At 43.2% G+C, this 18,173-nt stretch carries 18 protein-coding genes and 5 tRNA genes; 2 read left to right on the top strand and 21 right to left on the bottom strand.

What is annotated here, in order from left to right; translation table 11 throughout:
- Nucleotides 1-3: 3 nt before the first annotated feature.
- From secE to FTT83_RS01460, 21 genes are all read right to left on the bottom strand, one after another.
- Nucleotides 4-444, bottom strand: a complete 441-nt coding sequence (gene secE / locus FTT83_RS01560) for a preprotein translocase subunit SecE (protein ID WP_092820249.1) — start codon at nt 442-444, stop codon at nt 4-6.
- A gap of 73 nt (nt 445-517) precedes the next feature.
- Nucleotides 518-593: transfer RNA gene (locus FTT83_RS01555), tRNA-Trp, on the bottom strand.
- Nucleotides 594-649: 56 nt separating this feature from the next.
- Entirely contained in the window at nt 650-1,840 is a 1,191-nt protein-coding gene (gene tuf / locus FTT83_RS01550; protein WP_086196440.1) for an elongation factor Tu, read from the bottom strand.
- A gap of 147 nt (nt 1,841-1,987) precedes the next feature.
- Nucleotides 1,988-2,062 (bottom strand) — tRNA-Thr (locus FTT83_RS01545).
- 15 nt (nt 2,063-2,077) lie between these two features.
- A tRNA-Gly gene (locus FTT83_RS01540) sits at nt 2,078-2,153 on the bottom strand.
- Nucleotides 2,154-2,191: 38 nt separating this feature from the next.
- Nucleotides 2,192-2,275, bottom strand: a tRNA-Tyr gene (locus tag FTT83_RS01535).
- Between the two features lie 54 nt (nt 2,276-2,329).
- Nucleotides 2,330-2,405: transfer RNA gene (locus FTT83_RS01530), tRNA-Thr, on the bottom strand.
- A gap of 98 nt (nt 2,406-2,503) precedes the next feature.
- Nucleotides 2,504-3,997, bottom strand: a complete 1,494-nt coding sequence (trpE, locus tag FTT83_RS01525) for an anthranilate synthase component I (RefSeq protein ID WP_180042024.1) — start codon at nt 3,995-3,997, stop codon at nt 2,504-2,506.
- A 114-nt stretch (nt 3,998-4,111) separates the two neighbouring features.
- Nucleotides 4,112-4,783 (bottom strand): phosphoglycolate phosphatase, encoded by a 672-nt coding sequence (locus FTT83_RS01520; RefSeq protein WP_180042022.1) that lies wholly within the window; start codon nt 4,781-4,783, stop codon nt 4,112-4,114.
- An 85-nt stretch (nt 4,784-4,868) separates the two neighbouring features.
- Entirely contained in the window at nt 4,869-5,552 is a 684-nt protein-coding gene (locus FTT83_RS01515) for an FHA domain-containing protein (RefSeq protein ID WP_180042020.1), read from the bottom strand.
- Nucleotides 5,553-5,621: 69 nt separating this feature from the next.
- On the bottom strand, nt 5,622-7,883 hold the full coding sequence (gene gspD, locus FTT83_RS01510) for a type II secretion system secretin GspD (protein WP_180042018.1): 2,262 nt from the start codon (nt 7,881-7,883) through the stop codon (nt 5,622-5,624).
- A 43-nt stretch (nt 7,884-7,926) separates the two neighbouring features.
- Complete coding sequence (locus tag FTT83_RS01505; protein WP_180042016.1) at nt 7,927-8,769, bottom strand: type II secretion system protein N; 843 nt, start codon at nt 8,767-8,769, stop codon at nt 7,927-7,929.
- Between the two features lie 2 nt (nt 8,770-8,771).
- Nucleotides 8,772-9,515 (bottom strand): type II secretion system protein N, encoded by a 744-nt coding sequence (gspN, locus tag FTT83_RS01500; RefSeq protein ID WP_180042014.1) that lies wholly within the window; start codon nt 9,513-9,515, stop codon nt 8,772-8,774.
- A 184-nt stretch (nt 9,516-9,699) separates the two neighbouring features.
- A complete protein-coding gene (locus tag FTT83_RS01495) occupies nt 9,700-10,026 on the bottom strand; it encodes an H-NS family nucleoid-associated regulatory protein (protein WP_086196446.1) in 327 nt (108 codons plus the stop codon).
- A 139-nt stretch (nt 10,027-10,165) separates the two neighbouring features.
- Nucleotides 10,166-10,600, bottom strand: coding sequence for a thioesterase family protein (locus FTT83_RS01490; RefSeq protein ID WP_086196447.1), 435 nt, complete (start codon nt 10,598-10,600; stop codon nt 10,166-10,168).
- Nucleotides 10,601-10,611: 11 nt separating this feature from the next.
- On the bottom strand, nt 10,612-11,805 hold the full coding sequence (locus FTT83_RS01485) for a heme biosynthesis protein HemY (protein ID WP_166170672.1): 1,194 nt from the start codon (nt 11,803-11,805) through the stop codon (nt 10,612-10,614).
- 7 nt (nt 11,806-11,812) lie between these two features.
- Nucleotides 11,813-12,655 (bottom strand): hypothetical protein, encoded by an 843-nt coding sequence (locus FTT83_RS01480; RefSeq protein ID WP_180042012.1) that lies wholly within the window; start codon nt 12,653-12,655, stop codon nt 11,813-11,815.
- A complete protein-coding gene (locus FTT83_RS01475; RefSeq protein ID WP_180042010.1) occupies nt 12,652-13,431 on the bottom strand; it encodes a uroporphyrinogen-III synthase in 780 nt (259 codons plus the stop codon). Before FTT83_RS01475 ends, FTT83_RS01480 begins: the two co-directional genes overlap by 4 nt.
- A gap of 1 nt (nt 13,432) precedes the next feature.
- Entirely contained in the window at nt 13,433-14,350 is a 918-nt protein-coding gene (gene hemC / locus FTT83_RS01470; protein ID WP_086196451.1) for a hydroxymethylbilane synthase, read from the bottom strand.
- 107 nt (nt 14,351-14,457) lie between these two features.
- The gene (locus tag FTT83_RS01465) at nt 14,458-15,198 is read right to left on the bottom strand and encodes a LytTR family DNA-binding domain-containing protein (RefSeq protein ID WP_166170677.1); all 741 of its coding nucleotides are present in this window, start codon (nt 15,196-15,198) and stop codon (nt 14,458-14,460) included.
- Nucleotides 15,199-15,250: 52 nt separating this feature from the next.
- Nucleotides 15,251-16,408: a sensor histidine kinase gene (locus FTT83_RS01460; RefSeq protein WP_180042008.1), complete on the bottom strand. Its 1,158-nt coding sequence runs from the start codon at nt 16,406-16,408 to the stop codon at nt 15,251-15,253.
- On the opposite strand from FTT83_RS01460, the gene argH reads away from it, so the two are divergent.
- Together argH and FTT83_RS01450 are read left to right on the top strand one after the other, a co-directional pair.
- A complete protein-coding gene (argH, locus tag FTT83_RS01455) occupies nt 16,399-17,829 on the top strand; it encodes an argininosuccinate lyase (protein WP_180042006.1) in 1,431 nt (476 codons plus the stop codon). The two genes, FTT83_RS01460 and argH, sit on opposite strands and share 10 nt — an antisense overlap.
- 11 nt (nt 17,830-17,840) lie before the next feature.
- Nucleotides 17,841-18,113, top strand: coding sequence for an oxidative damage protection protein (locus FTT83_RS01450; RefSeq protein ID WP_180042004.1), 273 nt, complete (start codon nt 17,841-17,843; stop codon nt 18,111-18,113).
- Nucleotides 18,114-18,173 lie beyond the last annotated feature (60 nt).

The raw sequence follows: 18,173 nt of genomic DNA, 5'->3' as shown, positions 1-18,173 counted from the left end.
CTTTTACCCGATAAAAAACTTCATTAACCAGCCCAAGATGTAATCAAAACACCATAAAACAATGGCAGCGATTACAACAACAGCAAGAACATGCCAGGATGTGGACACCGTTTCCTGCTTAGTCGGCCAAGTCACACGACGCAGCTCAATTCGAGAGTCTTTCAACAAACGAACAAAGCCTTTGCCTTGATGGGTGGCGTATAATAAACCTAAAGCCACTACGATACAAGCCAAAATTACTCCAACGCGCACCCAAACATTGTTGGCAGGTGCCCAATACGCTGGCAAATACTGACCCACCATGGCTGCACCGATTAATAAAATCAATGCGATAACCCATAGAACAATATCTAAAGGGGAACCAGAATTAACAACTTCAGCAGAATTATTTCTTTGTGGAATTGGCGCTTCGCTTAATGCGTCACGCGATTTATCATTCGACATTTTTGTACTCGTCGTAGGCTTCGCGACTTATTATATGACAATTTAACCAGCATCAAGCTTTTTTTTAAAAAAATGGCAGGCCAGGAGGGACTCGAACCCCCAACATTCGGTTTTGGAGACCGACGCTCTACCAATTGAACTACTGACCTACAGTACAAATCGGGAACTAAAGTCCCCGATCTGTAATTTCAACTTATGGTTGCTATTATGCAGTTACTTTAGCAACAACACCAGCACCAACTGTACGACCACCTTCACGGATCGCAAAACGTAGACCTGGGTCCATTGCGATTGGGTGAATCAATTCTACTGACATTTCTACGTTGTCACCAGGCATAACCATTTCAACGCCTTCTTTCAAAGAAATCGCGCCAGTTACGTCAGTTGTACGGAAATAGAACTGTGGACGGTAACCGTTAAGGAATGGAGTGTGACGACCACCTTCTTCTTTAGAAAGTACGTATACTTCTGCATCGAATTTAGTGTGCGGCTTGATTGTACCTGGTTTAGCAAGTACTTGACCACGTTGAACGTCTTCACGTTTAGTACCACGTAGAAGAACACCACAGTTCTCGCCTGCACGACCTTCGTCAAGCAATTTACGGAACATTTCTACGCCAGTTACAGTTGTCTTAACTGTATCTTTGATACCTACGATTTCAACTTCTTCACCTACTTTCACGATACCTGATTCAACACGGCCAGTTACTACTGTACCACGACCAGAAATTGAGAATACGTCTTCGATTGGCATCAAGAATGCTTTGTCGATTGCACGTTCTGGTTCTGGGATATAAGTGTCAAGCGCTTCAACAAGAGCAAGAACTGAAGATTCGCCATATTGACCAGCGTCACCGTTAAGCGCAGCCAAAGCTGAACCACGGATAACAGGAGTGTCATCACCAGGGAAGTCATAAGTAGAAAGAAGTTCACGAACTTCCATTTCAACCAGTTCAAGCAACTCTTCGTCGTCTACAAGGTCACATTTGTTCAGGAACACAAGGATGTAAGGTACACCTACTTGGCGAGACAAAAGGATGTGTTCACGAGTTTGTGGCATAGGACCGTCAGTCGCAGCACATACAAGGATTGCACCGTCCATCTGAGCAGCACCAGTGATCATGTTTTTAACATAATCGGCGTGTCCTGGGCAGTCTACGTGAGCGTAGTGACGAGATGGAGAATCGTATTCTACGTGTGAAGTATTAATGGTAATACCACGTGCTTTTTCTTCTGGTGCAGAGTCAATTGCTGCGTAATCTTTCGCTTCACCGCCGTAAGTTTTTGCACAAATAGTTGCAATCGCAGCAGTTAAAGTAGTTTTACCATGGTCGACGTGACCAATTGTGCCCACGTTTACGTGTGGCTTGTTACGTTCAAACTTAGCCTTAGCCATGTTCATCTTCCTCGTTTACGTCGAACACAATCCTGAGTAAAACCCAGCTCCGACATGTCGTTTAAAAAATCAAACACCCAATACTTGAAAAGCAGACTAATAAGCCTGCTTTTTAAAATCTTTGCAACAAAGTTGCCAAACTGTATCTGGAGCTCTTATCGAGATTTGAACTCGAGACCTCTCCCTTACCAAGGGAGTGCTCTACCACTGAGCTATAAGAGCAAATAAAAACTTCAATGGAGCGGGAGACGAGGGTCGAACTCGCGACATGTAGCTTGGAAGGCTACCGCTCTACCAACTGAGCTACTCCCGCACGATGTTGGTATAAACCACTTATCGAAGTCTTAAAATTGGTGGTGAGAGAAGGATTCGAACCTTCGAAGCTTACGCGACAGAGTTACAGTCTGTTCCCTTTGACCGCTCGGGAATCTCACCATTTTACACTTACTTCAGTGTTGTTCTTTTACCCCACTACCCAAACTTCTAAGATGGTGCCGGCACACGGATTCGAACTGTGGACCTACTGATTACAAGTCAGTTGCTCTACCAACTGAGCTATGCCGGCGTTTCTTAGTGTTTCGTACGTTTCGTATCGGAACGGTGTGCAGTTTAGCAAAACTTAGAATCCGTGCAAGTGTTTTTTTCAAAAAAACCGTCAAAAACTCATAAAATCAATCCGTTTGACGATAATTCAACCGCTTTGATCACTGCACGAGCTTTTATTTGGGTTTCATTCCATTCAGATTCAGGATTTGAGTCATAAACCAGCCCTGCGCCAGCCTGAACATAAACCTTATTTTCACGAATCACACAGGTTCGAATGGCAATCGACATGTCCATTTCACCATGCCAGCCTAAATAACCCACAGCACCGCCGAAAATTCCGCGTTTGACCGGTTCAACTTCGTCAATAATTTCCATGGCACGGATTTTAGGTGCACCCGAAAGCGTACCAGCCGGAAAAGTGGCTTTAAACACATCCAGCGCATCGACATCATCGCGAACTTCACCCTGCACATTCGAGACAATATGCATGACATGCGAATAACGTTCGATCACCATTTTATCCGTGACCTGCACTTTACCGATTTTTGACACACGCCCGACATCGTTACGCCCCAGATCAATCAACATCAAATGTTCAGCAATCTCTTTTTCATCAGAAAGTAGATCTTGCTCAAGTGCCAAATCTTCTTCTTTGGTTTTACCACGTGGACGCGTCCCGGCCAAAGGACGCACAGTTGCAATGCCATTTTCCAGACGCGATAAAATTTCAGGTGAAGATCCTACGATATGAAATGGCTTTTGATTATCTAACGTCCGCCCTTGAACCAGAAACAGATAAGGTGATGGATTTAAATGACGCAAGGCACGATAGACCTGTAAAGGCTCGCCATCGAAATTCGAGACCATACGATGCCCCGGCACTACCTGCATGACATCGCCCGCTTTAATATATTCCTTCACCTTGGCAATCGACTCAATAAACTTGTCATGCCCGGTTAAAGACTCAAAATGGGGAGCGGTATGCTTTTTGGCTTGCAGGCTGATCGGGGTTGCCAGCGTATTTTCTAGTTCATCCAATTGAACCAGGGCTTTGGCATAGGCCTCGGGATCATTTGCATCTGCATGTACAATCAGGAACAAGGTGTCTTTTAAGTTATCAAACACAATGACGGTTTTAGACAGCATCATCCAGATATCCGGCAAACCGACCGGATCGGCTTCAGGCACATTTTTTAGGCGCGGTTCAATATAGCGTACTGAATCATAACCCAAATAGCCCACCAGCCCCCCGGTGAAGCTCGGTAAATCAGGCAAATCTTTTTGCGTCGGCACATGGAACTGCGCCTGAAAATCACGGATATACTGAAATGGGTCGCTACATGGCTGAGTATCAACAGAACCATCCACCTGCTGAACGGTTAATACACCGCGGTTGCATGAAAAAACAGTGGACTCACCCAAACCGATAATGGAATAACGTGCCCAGTTCTCTCCTCCCTCGACCGATTCAAACAGATAGGCCTGACTGTGGTCTTTCAGACGTGCAAATACGGATAATGGAGTTTCGGTATCGGCCAAACGCTGACGATAAACCGGAATCAGGTTATAACCCTCAGATTTTAACTGTTCGAATTGAGCTTGAGTTGTCATGAGTATTCTCTATGTTTTCGATATGGCTGGTTTAAGTTTGTTTTCCTGTAATCTGACTTAGTTTCGCCATCGAAAAACCATACAATTTCTCATTCCACTATCCTTAATTTTCACTTATTGCGCAAGTAATTCTGTTAAATCATCAACCACTTGTTGCGGCTGGCAATCATGAATATCTTCACCATGATTATAGCCATAGCTCACCACAATACAATCAACTCCCGCACGTCTTGCTGCTTCCACATCATTACTGGAGTCCCCAATCATGAGCGTTTCTGCCGCAGTGGCATTATATTCACCAACACAAAACAGCAACTGCCGTGGATGAGGTTTACGTTCTTCAAAACGGTCCCCGCCAATCACATCGACAAAATAATGATTCAGCCCCAAGGCTTCAACAATCGCACGTGCCGGCTGTTCGGGTTTATTGGTGACACAAATCATTTGCTTATTGCAGCTTAAACCCCAGTCAAGAAATTCAACTACCCCTTTAAAAGGCTGGGTATCCACACAGGGATCTGCATTATAAATACTTAAAAAAGTCGCCAATAATTGCTGATGCTGTGCAGGATCGACCTTTCCGGTAAGATATTGCAAAGTGCTATGGCAAAAAACAGAAGTGCCCTTACCGATCCAGGTACGCACCTGTTGCTCAGTCACGGTCGGCAATTGCAAGACATTGAGACTCATGTTCATGGCCCGGTATAAATCTGATGCCGAGTCAACCAAGGTACCATCCAAGTCAAATAAAATCAGTTTACGGCTTGCAAGTTTTGCTACAGACATCATTTCCCTCTTATGATTGATTTCGACCATACAGATACAATAAAGGCATGCGATTGCATGCCTTTATTGTATGTCGCGTGCAGGCTTATTTAAAGAACAACCAGGCAATGATTGCAAGGATAATCAATACAACAATGGAGATTAGGCCCACCGATGCATTTTTCTGCTCTTCCTTGACTTGCTCTACACGTAATACCGGTGTTTCAACCGCGATAGGTATTTGCTTCTCGGGAATTGTACTCAAGTCTACACCTTCAGGAATAGGTGCAGGTTTTGGGATGGCAACCCCTTGTGGCATACCATCACGACTCAGCTGAACGCTGGCATCGCGCTCGGTCAGTTCAGGCATGCCCTGATCATTCATTTGCTGTGCTGCGGTCTTTAGCACTTCAGTTTCTACAGGCTGTTTAACTGCTGGCCCTTCCTGATTTAATGCAGCGACAGTCTGTTCAATCTCAAGCGGCACGTCTATTGCTTGAGCAGGTTCTAGAACTGAAAATTTCAGGCTTGCGAACTGAATGATATCCCCTTCTTTTAACAAGGTTTCATGTTCAATACGTACATCATTGACAAAGGTGCCATTGGATGAGTTTAAATCTTGCAGCCATAAGGCTTGGTCTTTGAGCAAGAAAGCCGCATGTTTACGGGAAATTTCCCCGGCCTGCAATACGATATCTGCACTCTGATGGCGCCCGACCAACATATCACGGTCGATGCTGATTTCCTGTCCCGTTAATTCACCAGTAATTGCTTGTATTTTCCAAGTCATGAAATGCACTTCTCTTTGTGATTTTGAATCATCATATCACGGCAAATATTCAATTCTTTAGCCACGCTGTCAAGAACCAGAACGAATCGTGGTTGTGGTCACGGTATTTTTGGTTTTTTTAACCTCGGTCACCGGCATAGCAACACTTTGTTTCTGCACTACCGGTTCTATCGCAACCGGTGTACTAAACGTGGCTGTATTGGGCTGATTTTGGGTTGCTGATGGCAATGTTTGATAATCAGAGGCTTTCGGTGCCGATGAGGTAACCGGAATGCGCTGCTGATAAATATCTTCTACATTTTCAGGTAATTTGGCAAAAGTACCATCCTGATCCATGGCCAACTGCAAGCTGTACAATTGGCTATAACGCTGCTGCGACAAACGGCGCACATCATTCTTATCTCCAACAATCGTGGGATGGATAAAGACCAGCAAATTGCGCTTCTCATTGGATTTGGCATCGGCACGGAAGAGACGCCCCAAACCAGGTATTGCACCCAAACCCGGTACCGACTGACGGCTATGAATCGAGTTGTCGGAAATCAAGCCACCCAAAACAATAGTCTGTCCATGTTCTGCCAGAATCGAGGTTTTAATGGCACGCTTGCTGGTCACCAGATCCTGGGCCTGACCTTTGTCCTGTACCGCAGAAACTTCCTGCTCGACTTCAAGACGCACCGAACCACCCTCCCCAATATGCGGCACCACTTTTAACGTGACGCCAACATCCTTGCGTTCTACCGTGGTATAAGGATTCAACCCTGCTGAAGTCGTTGTTGCAGAACCGGTCACAAACGGCACGTTCTGTCCCACTACAATATAAGCCTCTTCATTATCCATGGTGACAATGGAAGGTGTCGAGAGCAGATTGGACTTGGTTTTGCTTTTTAGCGCCTGAATCAATGCGCCATAAAGTTTGCGTGAACCGTTATCGCTTTCCCTGTAATCACCAAGTAACAACGAGGTACCGGTTCCCAAATTGGCCGCAGCACCTGCCGCACCACCGGCTACATATCCGGCGGCAAGCTCGGCAATACTTGCACCGACATTGCTAAAATTAATTAAGCCGACGCCGTTGGTCAGATCACCCAAAGCCCACTGCACACCCAGCTGATCGGCATCATTGCCTTCCACTTCAATAATGGCGGCTTCAATCAGGACCTGTTGACGACGGATATCCAGCTGCTGAATGGCCGATTCAATTTCACGCATCAGTTGTGGATCAGCTTTCACCACCAATGAATTTTGGCTGTCATCAGCAATAATACTGACGCCATTAGCATTAAAACTGGTGATGCTATTCTGATTACTAGTATTTGATCCTGCACCCAGATTAATACTTGGGGTCGAAATACTGGAAGAACTGCTACCAGATGAACTACTGCCCGAATTGTTATTGTTTGAATTGTTCATCACATTATTGTTTGATGAACTATTTGAATTGGATGAACCGGATAACGACTGACCAGACACCAAGCCCTGTAAGATTTCCGCCAGATTTTTGGCACTGGCATATTTTAAGCGAAACACTTTTAAACCACCCAAACGATCTGCTGCTGGCACATCCAGCATTTCAATCATCTGGCGGATGCGTTTGCGTGTTGCGGTGTCACCTTTCAATACAATGCGGTTGGTCCGGGTATCTGCAATGATACGGATACGGGAACCTTTTAAATCTCTGGCTGCGCCGGTAGAGCTCATAGATTCCAGCAAACCAATCATTTCTTCAGCCTGACTGGATTGCAGGCTCACCGCTTCAATGTCATTTTGTCCGGTACCATCCAGATTACGGATAATGGTTTCCAGCTGATAAATGTTACTGGCACGGTCTGACACAATCAGTGCATTGGTTCCAGCCACTGCCGATAAATGGGCAAATTGCGGCATCAATGGACGGATGGCAGGAATCAGGTCATTCGGGTTGGTATTTTCCAGCCAGATCACCCGTGTGACAATTTGATCACCAGTCGCACGGTGCTTGCTGTCAAAAGGCACACCGGAACTTTTGACATTGCTATCTGGAACCAGTTTGATGGTATTGCCTGAAGGAATGGCGACCACACCATTCACGTTCAATACGCCCAGAAACAGATCGTAGACTTCGGCTTTATTTAAAGGCTTATTGGAAATGACCGTGACATTGCCGCGCACACGCGGATCAACAGCAAAATTCTTCCCGGTAATATCGGCCACTTCATTAATAAATGCAGTTAAATCAGCATCTCGTAAGTTGATTTTCCATGTTTGCGCTTGAGTAGAGGTACTCACCATAGCAATCAGGGGTGCAGCCGCAAATAAAGCCCACACTGGACGATGATTAAATAAAGCCATAAAGTTCCGTGCTTCCTAATCCTGTAAGGTGACGATGCATCACTTAAAAATTTTGTTGTATGGTCATCACTTGATCACCACGCTTTATTTCTATTTTGACCTGACCTTCACGTCGAGCCTGTTCCAGCAGCTGGGCATCACTTTGCCCCTGCCCCACAGCCTGTCCATTTAAAGACATGATGCGGTCACCTGGTTGCAGTCCCAGCTTACTGCGCAATGCCGCTGGCGTTCTTGCCGTAACTTCATAGCCCCCACTCGCTGCATTGACCCCCATATCTTTTAAATACTGATCACGGTCTTCCTGTATCTTCTGCACCGCCTGCCCTAAAGCATTTTGTTCCTGACTGGGCATAGGCGGTGTGGTCTGATTATTCATCGGTAAGCTGTTTGTTGCTACAGGCGGAATAATGCTCTGATCCAGACCATTTTCCATACCTTTGAATTGTAGTTCTCGCGTAGTCCCATTACTTTGACGCAACACTACCCGATCCCAGTACACTTCAGCCAACTGATAAGAGGTCGGGGCAATATTTTCACCCACCTGATAGCGATCGGCCTGATCATTGACTTTAATGACTGCGGAGGAAAACTGATTGGGATGACCAACCACCACACCTTGCAAAATCAAATTAGCCGTGTCTTCTGCCGCAGCTGTTCTACCTGCTTCCTGAAACAGGGCAAATGAAGAAATATTGGGTACCTGTGGCTGGTGTGAACCCAGCTCAACACGGTCCAGCTGCATGACCTGAGGCGGCGCCACCAGCAGCCAAAAAATGTTTGCCAACTTCCAGCATAAATATAAAATCAGCAGGACCAAAAATAAGGGAGCAATCCGGTCTGTCTGCTTCCAGTTGAGTTGTTGAATTTTTTCTAACCACTGATTCATTATTAGAGGCCACCTTTAAACAAAGGTTGGCGCGAACTCACCACATAGGTATCCAAACCAGCTTTACCATTATAGGAAGAGATATTCAGCAGCAGACGTTGAGTCAACCGCAGATCGAGCATCACGTTTTGATCCAGTTCCAATGCCATCAGCTTTTGATCACGCTGATCCCGGATATCAAAAACCAGCTTATTATTTTCATCCGACAATTTTCCTTTCAAGGAAGGAATATTCATTCGGTCCTGACGCTGGGCATAATTATAAACCAGCTCGCCACCCGCCCATTGCAACTGACCTTCAGCCCCGGCAAAACCCTGTTCTTTTTTAAAAGAAAAATTGATATCCTGCAATTGGATGGCATTGGCCGGCCACTGCCATTCTACCAGATGTTTCAGCGTTTCCGGCGCAACCTGGCCATTCAAGTCATGGACCATTATTTTTTTGCCAAAACCATAGCCAACAACAGCATCCAGCTGGGTATTCCCACTATGTAACTCTATGTTTGCCCCCAAACGCAGCAAAAAAATATCCAGAGGACGTGTTTTCCAACTCAACGACCCGGTTAAATTACCCTTCTGCCAATCTGCTTGCCCCTGCCAAATATTACCGCTGACGTTTTGTAAAATCTGGTTGTTTTTATAAAATTTTGAAATCAGCCAAGCCGCTGGAATTTGGAGTAATATGAACATTAAAAAGATGCTGACGGAGAAAATCCACCAGGTGATATATTTGGGTTTTTTAATCATCCCACCACGACCCACATGTCAATTATTCTTCCCTTAACACGAATATTATATTTCTACCCCATTATGCACACTTTTTTCTCAACGCCAATTCCAAGTGATAAAAAATAGATATAAAAAAACCACGCTTAAAAGCCTGGTTTTTTTAATTTAATTCGATTAGATGACTATCTGATGAATATTTCCATCAAATGAGAAAATCTTCTAATTTTGCACCACTTTCAAGTTCTGCAACCAACCAGCGCGGTTGTTTACCACGACCAGTCCAAGTATCTGCTGAATTCTTTTTGCTGCGATAACGTGGTTCTACAGATTTGCGTGTACTTTTCTTACGTTTGGTGGCACCAAACTCTAAAATTTGTTCAATGCTTAAACCAACGTTATCAGCAATGTCCAAAATTTGCTGATAGGCATCTTCAACTGCCTGATCATTTTTAGAAGCAATTAATGCTTCAGCTTCAACTTGTAAACGCTTTAACTCTTCAACAGATAAATTACTAATGTCAGGCATCATATTAACTCCAAAAAAGGCTTTATATTTTTTTAATTAAAACTAGCTCATAATATTTTTATTATTTAAAACATTCAATAGAATTTTTTAAATAATAAAAATTAGCTAAATAGATTTTACAGCCCACTATATTGGAAAAACCTTAATTTAAAATTAAATGTTTTACGCTTAACTCAATTTCTGTAATTTTATGGCGAATAATTTCTGGTATTTCCGTTTTAAGCATGTTGTGCTTATTTACACAAACAATCACTGCTTCTGCCACGGCAACAGTTTTTTGTTGCGACTCGCTCCATAATAAATAGCTCATACGAAAGGCACTATTACGAATTTCCTCAACACGCACACCAATTTTAAGCTGGTCTGGATAAAATAGCGGACTAATATATTTGCATTGGTTAGAAGCAACCACTGTATAAACATCCTGTGCAAAAATATTCAAGACATCCATATAAAAAATGCGGGCACTTTCGATATAACGATAATACATCACGTTATTTACATGCCCAAATGCATCCATATCGCCCCAAGCAACAGACTGATCATAAATCACCGGATAATCGGACAGAGTGAGCATATTTCTTACCTTTATATTTTTATTTCAACAAAATTTGCATTATTTTCAAAAATTAAATTTAACTGCTTAATCAAATCATCCTGACCTTTTAAAGTAGATTTAATTCTTAAATAATTCATCATCACATTATCTGGGTATAACTCCAGCAATTGGTCAGCTTCAGCCGCTCTTGCAGTAGCGGTATATACATGCCACTTCACAAAGGCAAATACAGGTAAAGAAGGATATTTACTTTCCCAATAGTCAATTCGTTGCTCAACCATTAAATAATCCGGACTTTGCTTTAATAATTGCTGCTGGAACCATAAATAAAAAACGTCTTGATTAAACTGTTGATCCAGTAAATGTAAGACCAAGGCTTCATGCTGCTGGCTCATTTCCGGCATACGTGATAACAGCTTTAACCATAACACTTTAATCTCATAATCACGGCTATAAATCTGGTCCTGCAAGTCTAAATAGCGCTGTTGCAAATTTTGCAAACTTTCGATATTAGCCTGATCAAAATTAACCAATAATTGCTGTAACCATTCCCGTTTTTTTTCTGTGCCCAGATGTCCATATTTAGTCGAGCGTAAATACATCCAGGGAAACTGAATGGCAAACTTTTCCCATAAACTGGTTAATCTTAAATCATATGCACTTTTTACATCTTTTAACCAGGGTGAAAGCTCATGTTGATTTAAGAATTCAAGATGGGTTAATGCTTGCTCACCATCATTTTGCGACAGGTAAATTTCTATGCGCTGTATTTCGGCCAATTCAAATGCCATGGCATTACTTTGGTTTAAGATGGCAAGCGCTTGGGGATATTGCTGCTGCATCCAATACAAACGTGAACCAATAATCCCCTTTAATAAACCCGATTGAGAAAAGACGTTTTGAATAAATTGATGTTGATCTTGTGCCGCCTCTAATAACCAAATTACTGCCAACTGTTCATAAGGGTGCAAGTTTTTAAAATTAAAAACCGTTTCCAGCTTTCGTTGTTCCCGGGTTAAATAACGTTTAATGAGCAACCACAATAATTGGATCAACAGGCTTAAACTGGCCAGAATAATAAACATAATCCAGATATTGGTTTGAATTTGCCATTCACGCCAGTATAAATAAACATAACCTGCGCCATACCCATAACTTAAAACACTTAAACCTGCGATAATAAGTAGGCTGATAAAAGCATAGGCCAGTAAAATCTGCTTCATGAATTTATCATCCCAATAATGCACGTGTATTTAAACTAGGCGTAGGCAAAACTGTAAATCCTTTGATCTTCTGGATATTCTGAATCAGCTGTCGCGACTTCTCATCGGGGATTTGATTTAATAATTGAATAATTTCAGTCAGGGATTTTTGATACTCTAAATATTGCCCCTGTTTTAAGGCTTGTTGCGCAATGAGCAGTCGGAGCTGCGCTTCTTTTAAAATTAACGGACGCTGCATAAGCGCCGTAGCAGGTTGTTTCGCAGGTTCAATCACTAGCCAACGTTGCCAGAAAGATTTACCCGATGCCTGACTCGCGTTTAATTGGGGTGCATGTAACTCTTGGGCCAGCGCAGCATCAAGTTGCTGAATAAGCGCATCCACTTTGATTTGCTGAGCTATCCGCTCACTGACAAAATGCTGAATAAGCTGATGGTCTTTGGCAATCACCTGATGCAAGCTTTGCTTCAATGGTGCCGCGAGGGCATATTGCTCAAGATTTTGATCCAAACGGGTTAATTTATCCAGAGCTGCAGTAAACTGTTGTTGTTGCAGCATAAATTCAATTAATTCTAGTTGCTGTTTAATCACCACAACAGGATCAATACTTGCCGCCTGAATGGTTTTTAAATTCTCTGCAGCCTGCGAACTTGCCGGTGCAGACTCTCCTGTCAGCATGACTTTGCGCTGTAAAGCGACAAATTGATCATTTAAGTTTGCATTATTCTGTTCAATTCGATGCAGACTGGTATTTAATTCTGTTTGTTGTGCAGTAAGATTGAATAAGTCATAACTTAATTTAGCAATCCACAGTAGACTTAAAATAAATAATAAAATGAGTATTTTCTTCATGTGTTCCCTTGCACAACAACAAGCTTCTGCAGAATTGAATCTGTTTTTAAATCAGGTAGTCGCGTGATATTAAAACATGTTGCATGATTTTTTTTATAATTCGAAACAACTTGATACAGGCGCTCCCCTAAAACCAAATAATGCCCTCTTGCAATAAGGTGCCTCTGATGTTGCATGAGCTGAATCCAGTTTAACCAACCCGCTTCGCTACTGACTACCATAGCATACTGTTTTTGTTTTTCTAATAAAGATAATACATTAGCTAAATCTTGCTGAGTAAATACAGGACAACGGCGCTCATATAAAACAAAATTTAGAATTCGCATGCCTTGCTGTTTTAACTGATCCATCATAAACATCCGCCCCCCTTCACCACGCCAAAAAGCCAGACACTGACCTGAATTGAGGGTTTGTAAAACAGGAAGCTGTAACATTCCTTCCGATGTTTCAACTTTGGGGACTTCGGCAGAAATACCATATTGTGCCAGAGCCTGAGCAGTGCGATCCCCGACCGCAATCCACTGAATATGTTTAAGCTGATCCAGCGTTATGCATGATTGTTTTAAATAATCCATGCCGATTTGCACGGCCGTGGGACTCACCACCACAATCACCTGAGCAGCAGGCAATTGCTGATAAAGTTCAGACAAGTCAGCTGACCAGGGTCGAGGCAGCAATTGCAATAAAGGTAAATCCAACACCTCAATTTGAGCCATACGTAAGGCATGACTCAAACTTTCTGCACGGTCCTGCGGACGTGTATTGATAAACAGCATATTAATATAGGGCTTTCAATAAATCGCCAGCGCCTTGTTCAACTAATTTTTGCGCTAGCATTTCACCCAGCTCTACAGCCTGTTCAGGTGTTCCGCTCAGTTTAGCTTTTAATAAAGTCGCACCATCTACACTACCAACACGACCTTCAATATGTAATTGACCTTCAATTAAAGTCGCATGCCCTGCAATCGGGACCTGACAGCCCCCTTCCAAATAGGCATTAAATGCGCGTTCTGCACGTACACACACATCAGTTTCGCGATGTAACAGTGGTAAAATAAGCTCCAGCACAGCCTGATCTGCCGCACGACATTCCAGACCAAGCGCCCCCTGTCCAACTGCCGGCAAGCTCACTTCCGCTGGCAGCGTATGACGAATACGTTCAGCCAGCCCCAAACGCTTTAAACCCGCACTTGCCAAGATAATAGCATCATAAAGACCTGCATCCAGTTTGGATAAACGCGTCCCCACGTTACCCCGTAAATCGATAATTTCCAAATCGGGACGGGCTTTTAAAATCTGGCTTTTACGACGCAGGCTCGATGTACCCACTTTGGCGCCTTGTGGCAAGTCATCAAAACTTGCATAAGTATTAGACACAAAGGCATCCAGCGGATCTTCACGCTCACAGATCACCGCAAGGCTCAGTCCTTCAGGCAAAGCCATCGGCACATCTTTCATTGAATGCACCGCCAAGTCTGCACGGCCATCCAGCAGGGCTGCTTCCAGCTCTTTAACAAAAAGTCCTTTTCCGCCAATCTTGGCTAAAGGCGTATCCAGAATTTTGTCACCTTGGGTGACGAAGGTCACTAACTCAACTTTAAGATCCGCATGTAATGCTTCCAAACGGGCACGAATATGTTCCGCCTGCCATAAAGCAAGCGGGCTTTGTCGAGTTGCAATCTTCAAAATCTTCATAAATCCAAGAAACAGTCAATAAGTGCGTTAGTGTAAACTTAACGTGCTGACTGGAAAATGCAAGTAAATTTGCATTCTCCTTGTCACCTAAATTTATGAAAACAGATTTAGATCTTTTGGATGCGTTCTCTTAAATTGGGCAGATGACGTCGGCTGACCGCCAGGCGTTCTTCCAGTTCACGGCAACGCACTTGATACTGTCCCGAACTGATCACTTCAAGACCATCCAGGAAATGTACTGAAACCAAAGCATTGCGATGAATTCGAATAAACTGGTCGCCAAATTCGTTTTCCAGATCTTTTAAGGTTTCATCGATCAGTACACTGCCATTTTTATGCCGTACCGTGACATATTTTTGATCTGCCAAAAAATAATAAATATTTTCTACAGGGATCAATTCCACACCACGATAGGTTTTCGCAACAATCTGATGGCGTTTTATATTGAGTTCGTCCATATCTTCTTTTTGTTTTAAGTTGCTCATTTGTGCTTGAGTCAGTTTTGTTAAATGATCTAATACCTGTTGCAATTCCTGCTGCATCACCGGTTTTAGCAAATAGCCTTCTGCATGCGACTTAAATGCCTCCAAAGCATGTTCATCATAAGCCGTACAAAAAACAATGGCGGGCATAGGATCAAGCTGGCGCAAATATTCAGCACAGCTCAAGCCGTCCATTTCAGGCATTTGAATATCTAACAGTACTACATCCGGCTCATAGAATTGAGTCATTTCAATTGCTTGCTGCCCATAACTTGCAGTGGCAACCACCTGATGTCCCAATTGCGTAACTAAACGTGACAAGCGCTCTACGGCGAGAGGTTCATCATCGCAAATCAGGATGTCCATTTCTCCTCCTTCACAGTCAACATCATTTTTTTTATAGGTTAACTATGATCTTTTATTTATATCGATATTGCACAACTGTGGTAAATATTCCCTTCCCCGCGTATGTCTGAAAAGTTGCAGAGTGCCCATAATAAGCTTCAAGCCGCTGCTTAACATTTTCAACTGCAATACCATGTCCCTGTCGTAAATTTATTTTATCCTGTGCATAAGGATTAGTAATGACTATATTGACTTGATTTTGCAATATTTCAATCAATATGCTTATCGTACTCTTTGTTAGAAATTTTTCAACTCCATGAAAAATACTATTTTCCACTAAAGGTTGTAAAGTTAATAAAGGAATTTGTATCTGAGAAAATAGAACTTCATCGTCATATTTCCACTCTACCTGTAAGCGATCCCCCAAGCGAATCTGTTCAATGGCCAGATAACGCTGGCACAGTTCAATTTCATCTTTTAAGCGCACCAGTTTAAGTTCTTTAAAACTGGCCCGAAATAACTGTGATAAATTCAGTAACATTTGTTCCGCTTTATCCGGATCAATGGTAATCAGACTGATCACCGTATTTAAGCTATTAAATAAAAAATGCGGATGGATCCGCGCCTGCATGGCCTGAATACGTGCGTTTAATTCACTGTTTTGCTGACGCGACCATTGCTCACGCATATAAAGATAGCGAAAACAAAAACTTCCAATCAGCACCCCATAACTGAGATGTAATCCAGCGCCATCGAATAAAACCTGTAACGTCAAATGCTGGAATTGAAAATTTTGTCCAAAGAAAATAACACCGTTCAACACCACCGTGGTCAATAACACAATAATCTGCAGTAAAACAAAGCCCGCAACCAGGGTCTGCCCAAAACTGAAGTGCTGGATTTTGCTCTGCAGGCGCTCAATCAAGGCAACAAAAGCCAGTAAAACCCAATCAATGAACAATATATATTGCAGCAGACGACCCACACTTAAAGCCGTCCAGGATTGTGCTTCTGCCAGAGCCAAGATGACCGCCAAAATATTGCTGGCAATAAATAATTCAATTAGATGTTGCCAATGCCCTATTTTCGTAAAAAAATAGGCGTCATTGTTTTTCCGATCATCTGTATAGGTCGAAGCTGGATCGCTTTGTTTTTCGGCAAGTGATTCTGAATTTGCTATACTCTTGTTCAAATTACTGCTTTTTATTTTATTGAGCCGATATGACCACATCTTCTAATTCCTCAAATCCGTCACAAGCCCAAACTTCGGGTATGTGGGGCGGTCGTTTCTCTGAAGCTACTGACGCATTTGTTGCTGAATTTACAGCATCTGTTCAATTTGACCAACGCTTTTATAAACAAGATATTGCAGGTTCTATTGCGCATGCAACCATGCTTGCCAAAGTAGGCGTTTTAACAGAACAAGAACGCGATGACATCATTAACGGCCTAAACACCATTAAAGCTGAAATTGAAGCAGGTGAATTCGAATGGCGCATTGACCTAGAAGATGTGCACATGAATATCGAGTCGCGCTTGACCAGTCGTATTGGCATCACCGGTAAAAAACTGCATACCGGTCGTAGCCGTAACGACCAGGTGGCGACAGACATCCGTTTATATGTACGTGATGAAATTGATGCGATTTTAGAGTTATTGCAAAAATTACAAAAAGGCATTTTGGGTCTGGCGGCGAAAAATACCAATACCATTATGCCGGGCTTTACCCATCTGCAAACCGCTCAGCCTGTGACTTTTGGTCACCACTTGATGGCGTGGTTTGAAATGCTGGTACGTGACTCTGAACGTTTAATTGACTGCCGTAAGCGTGTGAATCGCTTGCCGCTTGGTTCTGCTGCACTTGCAGGTACCACTTATCCGATCGAGCGTGAATACACCGCACAGCTTTTAGGTTTTGAAGCCGTGTGTGAAAACTCGCTGGATGCCGTGTCTGACCGTGACTTCGGTATTGAATTCAATGCTGCTGCATCTTTAATTATGATGCACTTGTCACGTATGTCTGAAGAAATGATTCTGTGGACTTCTGCGCAATTCAAATTTGTCAACATTCCAGACCGTTTCTGTACCGGCTCTTCAATCATGCCGCAAAAGAAAAATCCGGATGTTCCAGAGTTGATTCGTGGTAAGACTGGCCGCGTATACGGCGACTTGATGAGTCTATTAACGCTGATGAAAGGTCAACCTTTGGCCTATAACAAAGATAACCAGGAAGATAAAGAACCATTATTTGACGCAATCGATACTGTTCGTGGTTCATTGATGGCTTTTGCCGACATGATTCCTGCACTGGTTCCAAATATCGAAATCATGCGTGAAGCAGCGCTTCGCGGTTTCTCGACTGCAACTGACCTTGCAGATTATCTGGTGAAAAATGGCGTGGCTTTCCGTGATGCACATGAAATTGTCGGTAAAGCAGTTGCGCTAGGTGTGCAAGAAGGTAAAGACCTGTCTGAATTGACACTTGAACAGCTGCAACAGTTCTCTGGTCTGATTCAAGCTGATGTGTTTGAAAAAGCCTTGACGCTTGAAGCCTCTGTCAATGCACGTAACCACATTGGTGGTACGGCACCTGCACAGGTTGAAGCAGCGATTGCTCGTGCTTACGCTCGTTTAGAAAAACTCTACGCTTAAGGAAAACGGATATGTCTCGACAAGTTTTTTGCCGTAAGTATCAAACAGAAATGGAAGGTTTAGACTTTGCTCCCTTCCCGGGGGTAAAGGGTCAGGAACTGTTTGACACCGTGTCCAAACAAGCCTGGCAGGAATGGCTCAAGCATCAAACTACGCTCATCAATGAAAAACGCCTAAACGTGTTTGAACCGGATGCGAAAAAATTTCTTGAAGAACAGCGTGAGAAATTCTTTAACAATGATGAGTCACTGGAAAAAGCTGAGGGCCTAAAGCCTGAGGCGTGATTAAGCGGAGCACTGCTCCGCAAGGCAAGAGCTTTGCTCGCGCAGGCTTTAATCTAAAAA

The organism is Acinetobacter sp. YH01018, assembly GCF_013420295.1.
GTDB lineage: Bacteria > Pseudomonadota > Gammaproteobacteria > Pseudomonadales > Moraxellaceae > Acinetobacter.
This window is presented reverse-complemented; position numbering and strand designations above follow the sequence as displayed.

Excerpts from the sequence above, each read along its gene's own strand:
- gspD (WP_180042018.1), bottom strand. The coding sequence starts at position 7,883 with ATGGCTTTATTTAATCATCGTCCAGTGTGGGCTTTATTTGCGGCTGCA.
- hemC (WP_086196451.1), bottom strand. The coding sequence starts at position 14,350 with ATGAAGATTTTGAAGATTGCAACTCGACAAAGCCCGCTTGCTTTATGG.
- FTT83_RS01490 (WP_086196447.1), bottom strand. The coding sequence starts at position 10,600 with ATGCTCACTCTGTCCGATTATCCGGTGATTTATGATCAGTCTGTTGCT.
- FTT83_RS01520 (WP_180042022.1), bottom strand. The coding sequence starts at position 4,783 with ATGTCTGTAGCAAAACTTGCAAGCCGTAAACTGATTTTATTTGACTTG.
- FTT83_RS01460 (WP_180042008.1), bottom strand. The coding sequence starts at position 16,408 with ATGTGGTCATATCGGCTCAATAAAATAAAAAGCAGTAATTTGAACAAG.
- FTT83_RS01450 (WP_180042004.1), top strand. The coding sequence starts at position 17,841 with ATGTCTCGACAAGTTTTTTGCCGTAAGTATCAAACAGAAATGGAAGGT.
- trpE (WP_180042024.1), bottom strand. The coding sequence starts at position 3,997 with ATGACAACTCAAGCTCAATTCGAACAGTTAAAATCTGAGGGTTATAAC.
- FTT83_RS01505 (WP_180042016.1), bottom strand. The coding sequence starts at position 8,769 with ATGAATCAGTGGTTAGAAAAAATTCAACAACTCAACTGGAAGCAGACA.
- FTT83_RS01465 (WP_166170677.1), bottom strand. The coding sequence starts at position 15,198 with ATGGACATCCTGATTTGCGATGATGAACCTCTCGCCGTAGAGCGCTTG.
- gspN (WP_180042014.1), bottom strand. The coding sequence starts at position 9,515 with ATGATTAAAAAACCCAAATATATCACCTGGTGGATTTTCTCCGTCAGC.
- tuf (WP_086196440.1), bottom strand. The coding sequence starts at position 1,840 with ATGGCTAAGGCTAAGTTTGAACGTAACAAGCCACACGTAAACGTGGGC.
- FTT83_RS01485 (WP_166170672.1), bottom strand. The coding sequence starts at position 11,805 with ATGAAGCAGATTTTACTGGCCTATGCTTTTATCAGCCTACTTATTATC.
- FTT83_RS01475 (WP_180042010.1), bottom strand. The coding sequence starts at position 13,431 with ATGCTGTTTATCAATACACGTCCGCAGGACCGTGCAGAAAGTTTGAGT.
- argH (WP_180042006.1), top strand. The coding sequence starts at position 16,399 with ATGACCACATCTTCTAATTCCTCAAATCCGTCACAAGCCCAAACTTCG.
- FTT83_RS01495 (WP_086196446.1), bottom strand. The coding sequence starts at position 10,026 with ATGATGCCTGACATTAGTAATTTATCTGTTGAAGAGTTAAAGCGTTTA.
- FTT83_RS01515 (WP_180042020.1), bottom strand. The coding sequence starts at position 5,552 with ATGACTTGGAAAATACAAGCAATTACTGGTGAATTAACGGGACAGGAA.
- secE (WP_092820249.1), bottom strand. The coding sequence starts at position 444 with ATGTCGAATGATAAATCGCGTGACGCATTAAGCGAAGCGCCAATTCCA.
- FTT83_RS01480 (WP_180042012.1), bottom strand. The coding sequence starts at position 12,655 with ATGAAGAAAATACTCATTTTATTATTTATTTTAAGTCTACTGTGGATT.